The following is a 10,220-nucleotide window of genomic DNA, read 5'->3' on the forward strand; positions in this document are numbered from 1 at the left end:
ATCCTCATATGTTTTTACTAATGTTTCACATCTACTTATTGTCTTATCAAATTTATGTAGAGCTTTAGTTCCCATTTATATACTCTCCCTTATTTCTAAAAATGTCCCATAACGTTCCCGCTATTACCGAAGTCACTCTCTTTTAACGCCTTAGCGGAAAAAGTGGCGTAGCTATTGCCTCGCAAGAGCTGTGACATTAGAGTGATTTAGGTAATAGTCGTGTTAGACGAAGCTATTTCATTTTTCTAAAACTCTATTCGCAATTTCTTCTACTTTTCGTTGCCGACCATGTCCCAAAGTAGAATAATACTTTGTATGTAAAATTGTTGCTTTTGCTGCAATCTGTTGGGCTTCAATACCAAAGTCTATTTTTATATTATCTAAAAAATATTGAGTTGCCATCGCATTAATAGTTCTGTGATATTCTATTCCATCTAACATTGCCATTAAAACTGTAATATAATCATTCGCTGAACCTATGTCCATACCAGTTTCTTGATTAACAAATACTTTTCCATCTGTTCTAGATATTAATCCTTTATGGACTTTTTTACCATTTTCATAACAAGATATAACCATTTGCTTAGATATTTTTCCCATAATTTCCCCCCTTTATATATTTGGCTTTTTTTGAAATAGTTTTGTCTAACGTTCCCGCAGTTTCCGACGTTCCTTCCTTTTAACGCCTTAGCGGAAAAAGTGGCGCAAGGCTTGCCTCGCAAGACTTGTGACATCAGAAAGAATGTAGGAAATTGTCGTGTTATAGGATGGAAGTTCAACTATGTAGCTAATACATAAAATCCGAATCATCCATTTTTATTATTTCAATCTCTTCGTTTATTTTTTTTATCAATTTACTGATAAAATCAACATCTTCCTCTGTCATGCTCTTTCCTAAAATAACCTTTTTGACAATAACGTTTACATATGGGCTTATAAAATTTGTCAGAACTCTTACCTCTTCTTCGTATGCCCATATCTGATGTTTGTTAGAAAAAACTTCTTCAACAATTTCAAATGGTGGTTTAACTTGAGCATTTTCGACAAGATATAAATCATTAATATAATTCATATCTATGCATCTATAACAAGTTGAGTCAACTTCTACTCCGATAGCTACACCTCTATGACCATTTGCATAATGAGCCCACATAAGTGGATTAGTATAATTTCTAGATAAACTTACTATCTTAGTAGTTTGTTTCTCACTAAATACAGCTTCTGAAATTATATTTGTATTTCTTATACCAGAAAATAAATAAAAACCTTCCATCGGATCATTTAAATCAGTATATTTTGCTGCATATAATCTGTTCATTAATAGTATATCAATAAAGTACTTTAAATTTTCTAACGATCTGTATTTGTAATACATATTGCCCATTTTCTTATTTGAATTTCTTTCCTATAACGTTCCCGCAGTTTCCGACGTTCCTTCCTTTTAACGCCTTAGCGGAAAAAGTGGCGCAGTAGTTGCCTCGCAAAGACTGTGACATCGGAAGGAATGTAGGAAAATGACGTGTTAGCTGATGTCCAAAATCTAAATCCTGTTAATTGCTACCATCCTTATTGATGTTTTTCCCATCAACTATTAATTGATAGTCAATTATTTGACTCAAATATCCATAAAAACTAATATAGTTTTCCTTTTGAATAATTGGCTCAAATATTGTATTTCTGATTTTCAACTTCATTTTTAAATCATTAACCCCTACAAATATCCTTCTAATTGAATTTGGTTCTGATAGTAAATCAAAGTTTAATTCGTGAACTCCACTTGATAAAAAACTTTTTATCCATGTTCTTGGTTCTCCATTTTTTCTAGAGTAAGCAAGATACTTTTGTGGATTGTCATTGAACATGTTCAAACTATACTTTCCATGCTTTTCCTCATTTATTTCGTTATTATGGTTGTAATATATCAATCTAAACATATCATATATTATTGAGCCCGCATTCTCAGATTTAGTTTCAGAACCTTTATTTCGATTGATTCCACCAAAATATTTAGCTTCAATCCAATTTTTAGATTTTATTTCATAAGCTTTATATACTTCATCGTTGATAAAACTCGAAAAATCCATATATATATCACATCTTATATTCTCATTTTTTGAATATCTCTTTTCCATATGTATCTTCATTAATGGATTATCTATATTTCTTGCATTTAATTCAAGAATAACAGCATTTGTAAATAAGTTAGTGATATTTGCTTCATAAAGTAAATCAGGATCGGAGTGATTTATTAGTATTTCAGGTATTTTTAAAAATGCTCCTTCAATTATCATTTTAAGCAATCCCCTTTTAATTATTTTGGATTTCAGCTAACGTTCCCATGATTACCGAAGTCGCATCTTTTCACCCTTAGGGGAAAAGTGGCGCAGCACTTGCCTCGCAAGGGCTGTGACATCAATGCGATTTAGGTAATCAGTGTGTTATGTGAAGTACTCGCGATTTCTATGTCACTGACATTCTATATCGACTGTCATTCTCATCTTTATATATAATTCCCTCATATCCTAATTTCTCAAAAATTTTAAACAACCGTTGCAATATAACTTCACTTTTATGGTATACCTCACAGTAAACACTATCCGAAATAAGTAATATCATTTCACAATCACTTTCAATGAAATCATTATATGATTCAATCTGCTCATAAATACCTTTCTCAGGATAAATAAATACCTCAAAGAAGATGATAAAATGTTCGTGGGCATGAATATGTGCTGTTAATTCTTGACCGTTGTATGCATTTTTAATAAAAAAGTCTTCAAAATGTCTATCTTTACTTTTGAAATAGACTTCGTTAAATTCTATATAACATACTTTATTTTCAAGGTTAATTGATTTTAAAATGTGATAAAGGTGTCGATCATGTCCATCGGGCAATAGAAATTCTATTCCTCTAATCATATCACTTCCTCCCATTTCTTTTTCGTGGGTATTTCATATAACGTTCCCGCAGTTTCCGACGTTCCTTTTTTTTAACGCCTTAGCGGAAAAAATGGTGCGGTGCTTGCCTCGCAAGAACCGTGTCATCGGAAGGAATGTAGGAAAATGTCGTGTTATACGAAGTACCCGAAATTTACTATTAAGCTATTTGTATGACTCTTGCATTTTGGCATAACGGATATGATTTTATAAACTCCTGAATTTTTTTATGTGCCTCATCATATGAATCTACATAGAAATACAATGCTGTTTCAACCTCCCCTTCCCAATACCTGTAGATATCATCTTCAGATTCAATTAGTCGACTAATTTCCTCTATCACATAATTAGAATCGCATTCTTGATATACATTTGATGGTAAATTCTTGCCATCTAAATAGACTGCAATCCCTTCTTTTTTACCAAATTGAATAATGTCATTATTGAACGACTTAATAAAGGAACCTTTAGGTGCACCCCACCCTTCAAGTTTCTCAATTATTTCACTCAAGATTTTGTTGGAAATTGACATTTGATTGATTCGAACTTCAATATCACAAAATTGAATTTCTTTATTATTCGATTGCATTGTTCCGCCACCAGTTACCTCACCATAACCTTTTTTACGTATAAATTCATCTAATGGATCTTCATATCTACTGCCACGATCAATTGGCATTATTTTATCGTTAAGTTGAACTACAATGAAAAGCTCATCACATTCATTTTGAGTTTCATGATTCTTGTCACTGAATATTTTATTTATAATTTTTTTGAACATAGTATTCTCCTATTTTGAATTATGAACTTACAATTTTGTGTTTTTGTTGAGGGTATTTCGTATAACGTTCCCGCAGTTTCCGATGTTCCTTCTTTTTAACGCCTTAGCGGAAAAAATGGCGCGGTACTTGCTTCGCAAGAACCGTGTCATCGGAAGGAATGTAGGAAAATGACGTGTTATATGATGTAATCAGCCACAGCTATATCCCCATTAATTCTCCTCCTGGTAATGAGACTATTAAAGTTTTATCGTCTCCAGAAATTGTCCAATTTTCGTATATTTCACTATCTACTAATAACTCTAATTCAAAACCATTATCAAATGTTATCAATAAATCACTTGGTAGCATTTTAGTAGTTGCCGATACTACCCTTGTGTTATAAAAAAAATTTTTTAACTTATCTACCATTAGTCTATGATCCTGTGATTGTTCAAATTTTGAGATACTTAATACTACATATCCCTTATGTAGTATTCTCCAAAAGCATTCAATAGTTAAATAGTATTGTCCTTCAAATGTAATTATTGGATTAATCCCATTAATTTCAAGAACTTTCTTATCTAACAAACAACTAATATTCTTCATGAGTATACTCCTTGCTCTGTTGATTATTTCATATAACGTTCCCGCGATTACCGAAGTCACTCCTTTTGACCCTTAGGGCAAAAGTGGCGCTGGCCTTGCCCCGCAAGGACTGTGTCATCAGAGTGATTTTGGTAATCGGCGTGTTATACGATGGAATTGACGTTAACTATGAACGGCTGTAATACTCAGCTTTTACAAGTTGAACAGATATCCACAACTCTTCAATTCATCATTTCCAATTAAGATTAATTTATCTTTTATGTGTGTTCCACCCAAATGCTCATAAAACTTTCTTGCTCTAGTATTGTCATTAAAGACCCATACAATTGTCTTTTTAATGCCAATTTCTTTTAACGCTTGTATGGCAGCTTTCATCAATAGCCTACCAATACCTAGCTTTTGATGCTCTTGTAAAATGTAAATTGCATATATCTCACCATCTACATCATTATCCTCATTAGGCACCCCAAATTGTATGTAACCAAATAGTTTTTTACTTTTTTCATCTTCATACACAAGCATATAATTGCTGCTTTCTATCAAATAATTTCGAAATCGGTTTGCCCTTTCTTCATAATTTAGGCTAGATAAATATTCGTTATTCACAATTCCGCTATAGGCTGTTCTCCAAGTATCAACTCTTATCTTTGCTATGTTCTCAACATCTGATATTTTTGCTTTTCTAATCACGGTTTTCACCAATCCTTTAAATGTATAAAGCATTATTGACTTGTCAATTCTTTCGTATAACGTTCCCGCAGTTTCCGACGTTCCTTCCTTTTAACGCCTTAGCGGAAAAAGTGGCGCAGACCTTGCCTCGCAAGGGATGTGACATCGGAAGGAATGTAGGAAAATGACGTGTTATCGGATGTGCTTATTGAATTTCAAATATACTTTTTTAAATTTTTCAATACTTATCATCATCCAATTATATAGCTCGGTTCTATAGATATCATCATCTAATAGGTTTTTATCGTAGTTTCTATATACTGCAATTCTTGAACCTATGTTCTCGTCCAATCTTTCCCAACTTACTTTTTCTGTTAAAATGTCTTTTATTTCATCCTCAAATGAAAGAAAAACATCAAAATCATTTTTATTACGTTCTCGTTCCTTGTATCCAAATTGTAATTCTATTCTAATTTGAGAATTAATCGTCATAGTAGCTGTAATAGAGTAATTTGAATTACCTACAGGAAAACTCATCCAATTATCAGTTGTTTCTATTCTATGACTTGCAAATGTCTTGCCATTAGTCGACAAATAATCTAAAAACCTTCTCCAAAATATTCTTCTTAATTCATGCCTAGGACCATCTTTTCCAGCAACAATATTTTTTAGCATTCGTTCATAATTACTTGGACTCTCTTCTAGATATAACCTCACTGCTGGTAAAGATTCATCAATTTTAATAACTTCAACTCTTACCAAAAAGAAGTTAATCTTATCATTACTTATTTCATTTAACCAACCAATTGCACTTTTATGTTCCTCACTTATAGTAGGAGAAACCCAAATTATAATTGAAGCGTCTAAACCCGATGCATACGTGATTAACTGCCCTAAATGTTTATGATCTGTTACTTCTAACTGATTTTCAATAATTACAATCTGATCACTACCTGTTATTTTTCCGTAAATATCCAATTCAAATGATCCAACTTTTTTTTCTAATTGTAAAATTTCAATTGGAAACTTTATAAGATTTGATAATAACTCTATATTTTCGGAAAGCCATGGTGTGAAGTCGAACTCTTCATTTGCCCATATATCTCTCGGTTTTAAAATTTCCAATTTACCTAAATTATTGTCCAATATTAATCCTCCTCAATAAGCATTTCTGATAACGTTCCCGCAGTTTCCGACGTTCCTTCCTTTTAACGTCTTAGCGGAAAAAGTGGCGCAAGACTTGCCTCGCAAGGCTTGTGACATCGGAAGGAATGTAGGAAAATGACGTGTTATATGAAGTATACTAACGTTAATTACTCTGTAGATGATTCCGAATTCCTAACCTTCAACATAGATACTTTTCCATCAGCCCAACATTTTAAATTTGTTAATCGTTCACCATCATCACCATGTTCTGCATCGTTATATGCGTCTGTTAATTTATCGCACGGAACATCTGGACACTCTCCACAATGCTCAAATCCTTTGTTTATAGCACAAACTGCTATTTTACACGTTCCCCAAAATACTTTTGTTTCACAAGCTTTGCAACCTGGACATTTGAACTTCTCTTTCCAATCACAAGTTTCACAATAAGTACCACAATACCCCATCATATCTTTGTTCATATTTCTTCCCCCTGTATAAAACTCATCCTATATAGCTTTTCAATATCTTATCTACATTGTTAGTATATTTCATATAACGTTCCCGCGGTTACCGAAGTCACTCTCTTTTAACGCCTTAGCGGGAAAAGTGGCGCTGTCCTTGCTTCGCAAGGACTGTGACATTAGAGTGATTTAGGTAACCGGCGTGTTAGCAGAGCGTTGAACGATAAAATTACTGCAACTTCACATTATATCATCACTATATTATCAATTTTTTGATTTGATTTCCTTCTGTCCAATACAGAGTACCTAATGGATTTATCTTTCCACTAAGTTTGAATTTGATATTTTGCGCATATGTAGGCGGTTGAGGTGTATCGCATCTTACACTATGCATAACGTTAGTCATTCTCATAGAGTTTCCAAAGCTCGATCCATTTCCCATTAACCCTTTATCTATAAGAAAGTACACTTTGCCACGAATTTCATACATAATATTTATATTCATTTTTCTAAGATTATGAAGTTCCCGATCACATGTGACAACTAGATTTAAAGATCCCCTAATAATATCCTTAACCTCATATTGATCTATAAGAAACTGCCAATTATCATGAATAATGTTTAGTAGCTTAAACATTGAGAAAACATAATCTTTGTTATGAGATTCAACGTCAATAAAATAAACATCATCTCCAACAACCATGCAAAATAGTAACACATCTGAACGATTTAATTTCATTTCTTTATTAGTTGTAGCTTCAACATTACTCAAATGAAGATGATGAATCCCCCAACATATAAGAAGCTTATCATAAAAATCACTTCTAAAAATAGATCTACTTAAAAATCCATTCATATCTTTGCCTTGCTCAAATGATACTCTAAACTTATTGATGATATTTACATGCTCTTTAGATATTTCTAAATTTTTGATTTTGTTTTTCAATTCTTTCGACATATGGACACATCTTTTATGTTTTGAAATTCTCTTCGACAAGACATTAAAGTAATCTATTAGTACATCTCCTAAGCTATCAGAAGCTTTAAATGAAATCTTGTTTTCGTGATAGAACCCGTATATTTCGTCTTTTATAGCTGTATCAAATGTACTCATATTTTCTCTCCTAACTACAACAATAAATGTACTTGAGTGAAATGTCTGCTAACGTTCCCGCGATTACCGAAGTCACTCCTTTTCCCTTAGGAAAAGTGGCGCTGTCCTTGCCTCGCAAGGGCTGTGTCATCAGAGTGATTTTGGTAATCGGCGTGTTAACTGATTTTGGTCTTTTGAATACGATTTTAAAATCACTTTGTTCTTCAATCAAATATTTAAAAATTATTGACTATCTATTAATAAAAAAACTATTAGAATGATTCATTTTTATTTTACTTTCATCAACTCCAATTGATTTCACTTTTTCTTTAAAAGCTAGGTTATCACCGTCATCATAGTAATAAACATTCCAAATTGAATCCTTTTTTACATTTCTTTTTACTTCATGAAAATATGGCATATCCACATCTCCAAAGGAATTACCTATAACAAAAATTTGCTCAACATCTTTAAGTCTATTAAAATAACCACTATTAATAGAAATATAATGATTTACATCTTTTAGTGTTCTTTCGTAATAATTTGCTAAAGCGTTATAAATACTACTTTCTTTTTCAAAATAGCCTTCGCTAGCTCTGTTTGCTCTTTGTCTCAATTCATCAATTTTCAACTTATCACCATGCCCTATTACTGGTGAATTGGTATTTTCATCAATTGAGCCATGTATATGTAGGATATTTTCAGCTTCTATTCCATATACATTTTCTAATAAAAGAGTGTAATTAAAATTTAAAAAAAGTGATTCTTCACCTATATCAAACTTATTAGTTCTCTGCGGTACCTTGATTTCAATTTCATTTATCCAATTTTTTAAAAACTCATTTAACGATTTAATAAATCCATATTGCTCTTCAAAATAAGAGTCTAGCGTATCTTCTATTCCTACATCTCCACTTTCAAGCCCCATATCAATTGATACAGCTGAGTCAATTAGTTCATCCTCAGATATAACAGATAAATTTTTTTCGAATTCCTTCCAGAGTAGATTTTCAACATGCTCCTTCTTACTGTTGATACAAAATCCATACATTTTTTCTAACATTTCTAGATATGACCAATCTTGATCCTCAATGTAATTTCTAAAATCTACATAAGACGTTTTTAAATTATGTGCTTTATCAAATCCATTTCCAATTATAAATAAGTTCATCTAAGTAAACTCCCTCTCTTCTTGAGTATCATGTAATATTTATTTGATTACAATATCTATGTAGACCAATTTCAGTTAACGTTCCCGCGGTTACCGAAGTCACTCTCTTTTAACGCCTTAGCGGAAAAAGTGGCGCGGACCTTGCCTCGCAAGGGCTGTGACATCAGAGTGATTTAGGTAACCGGCGTGTTAGATGATGTCCCTCTCGTAAATAGCCATCCATCTCAATTAAAAATAATTTTGAGTATTTTATTTTAGAATTTACATCCAGAAAAATGTAAAAATTATGTCCTTTTTCAATATTTTTTTATCTGAATATGATAAACACTTGTTAAAACACACTTCATATAACTCGCCAATTAATTTTATCCCTTTTTCTATTTCGGATGTATCTATTGGTGACATTGCAATTGTTGCATCTATTCTACAATCGGAAATAACACATGCTTTATCTAAATGTGCAAAAAACTGATCTCTATATGTTGTGATATCTCTGATCATTTCATTTGTTTCTAGATACTTCTGAATGTTATCAATTATTTTTTTTACTTCAATTCTATTTCTATATTCATCCATCTGGCTTATTTTATTAATAGTCTTTAATAATGAAAACTCTTTTCTTCCAACAAATATCTTACTTAATCCTATGATAATTTTATATGGTAATGATGTATACAATACTGTTCTTATTGCTGAATAGTTAACTCTTTCTCCAGTTTCAATTCTTCTATCCCATTCCTTCTTTACTGTTTCAAATATATATATTGTATTCTGAATTTCATGAAGTTCATTATACATTAAGTTAATATGAAAATTGAGCCAATCCGCTTCATTATCAAATTCATGATCATAATTTTCAATCAGCTGATTTATATCTACTTTAATTTTCATAACTGTTCTCCTTTGTCAATTACAATCTTTTATCATTTATCATAAGTATCATGAGAATGTCATTAAAGCAATTGCTAATCAATAAGATTTATATCCTTTAAAATTATTATACTTTTCTGATAATAATTTTTTTCTAGAGAGGGATTTCATCTAACGTTCCCGAACTTACCGAAGTCGTTCCTTTTGACCCTTAGGGCAAAAGTGGCGCTGATCTTGCTTCGCAAGAGCGGTGACATCAGAACGATTTCCGGTAAGTGACGTGTTATGTGATGAACGGTTAAAATATTTTTAATTCACCTAAATCTATTTTTACACCTAGTTTCATTAATATATCTAGTTCAATTATGCCATCCATCTCAAAGCCATAATCCATTGCTCCAACTTCTACTTGAAAATCATTCACTTGCATTCCATCTATTTCGATTTCCTCAATTATCTTTATAAAAACAAACTCACTGCCTCCAACACCTCTTATAACTTCT

Annotated in this window: 12 protein-coding genes and 1 pseudogene; all 13 read right to left on the reverse strand. The window is 32.0% G+C overall.

The features are described from left to right. Positions 1-237: 237 nt before the first annotated feature. Positions 238-600 carry a hypothetical protein gene (locus tag ISU02_RS23325; RefSeq protein ID WP_194704274.1) on the reverse strand — a complete coding sequence of 121 codons (363 nt, stop codon included), beginning with the start codon at positions 598-600 and terminating at the stop codon, positions 238-240. A 187-nt stretch (positions 601-787) separates the two neighbouring features. Continuing rightward, on the reverse strand, positions 788-1,318 hold the full coding sequence (locus tag ISU02_RS23330; protein ID WP_207736523.1) for a DUF2971 domain-containing protein: 531 nt from the start codon (positions 1,316-1,318) through the stop codon (positions 788-790). Positions 1,319-1,550: 232 nt separating this feature from the next. After that, positions 1,551-2,291 (reverse strand): hypothetical protein, encoded by a 741-nt coding sequence (locus ISU02_RS23335; protein ID WP_194704276.1) that lies wholly within the window; start codon positions 2,289-2,291, stop codon positions 1,551-1,553. 169 nt (positions 2,292-2,460) lie between these two features. Then, positions 2,461-2,919: a DUF2691 family protein gene (locus tag ISU02_RS23340; protein ID WP_194704277.1), complete on the reverse strand. Its 459-nt coding sequence runs from the start codon at positions 2,917-2,919 to the stop codon at positions 2,461-2,463. A gap of 178 nt (positions 2,920-3,097) precedes the next feature. Continuing rightward, a complete protein-coding gene (locus ISU02_RS23345; protein WP_194704278.1) occupies positions 3,098-3,718 on the reverse strand; it encodes a hypothetical protein in 621 nt (206 codons plus the stop codon). 199 nt (positions 3,719-3,917) lie between these two features. Further along, on the reverse strand, positions 3,918-4,304 hold the full coding sequence (locus ISU02_RS23350; protein WP_194704279.1) for a DUF6188 family protein: 387 nt from the start codon (positions 4,302-4,304) through the stop codon (positions 3,918-3,920). 192 nt (positions 4,305-4,496) lie between these two features. Continuing rightward, positions 4,497-4,994 carry a GNAT family N-acetyltransferase gene (locus tag ISU02_RS23355; RefSeq protein ID WP_207736524.1) on the reverse strand — a complete coding sequence of 166 codons (498 nt, stop codon included), beginning with the start codon at positions 4,992-4,994 and terminating at the stop codon, positions 4,497-4,499. Between the two features lie 171 nt (positions 4,995-5,165). Further along, complete coding sequence (locus ISU02_RS23360) at positions 5,166-6,119, reverse strand: DUF4268 domain-containing protein (protein WP_194704281.1); 954 nt, start codon at positions 6,117-6,119, stop codon at positions 5,166-5,168. A gap of 167 nt (positions 6,120-6,286) precedes the next feature. Continuing rightward, entirely contained in the window at positions 6,287-6,601 is a 315-nt protein-coding gene (locus ISU02_RS23365) for a DUF3795 domain-containing protein (protein ID WP_194704282.1), read from the reverse strand. A gap of 238 nt (positions 6,602-6,839) precedes the next feature. Further along, on the reverse strand, positions 6,840-7,697 hold the full coding sequence (locus ISU02_RS23370) for a hypothetical protein (protein ID WP_194704283.1): 858 nt from the start codon (positions 7,695-7,697) through the stop codon (positions 6,840-6,842). 229 nt (positions 7,698-7,926) lie between these two features. Continuing rightward, positions 7,927-8,847, reverse strand: a complete 921-nt coding sequence (locus tag ISU02_RS23375; protein ID WP_194704284.1) for a bacteriophage abortive infection AbiH family protein — start codon at positions 8,845-8,847, stop codon at positions 7,927-7,929. Between the two features lie 261 nt (positions 8,848-9,108). After that, positions 9,109-9,738: a hypothetical protein gene (locus ISU02_RS23380; RefSeq protein ID WP_194704285.1), complete on the reverse strand. Its 630-nt coding sequence runs from the start codon at positions 9,736-9,738 to the stop codon at positions 9,109-9,111. Between the two features lie 277 nt (positions 9,739-10,015). Then, a pseudogene (locus ISU02_RS23385) lies at positions 10,016-10,220 on the reverse strand (retropepsin-like aspartic protease); the annotation flags it as partial.

The sequence above is a fragment of the Fusibacter ferrireducens genome (assembly GCF_015352425.1).
In the GTDB taxonomy this organism is placed as follows: domain Bacteria; phylum Bacillota; class Clostridia; order Peptostreptococcales; family Acidaminobacteraceae; genus Fusibacter_A; species Fusibacter_A ferrireducens.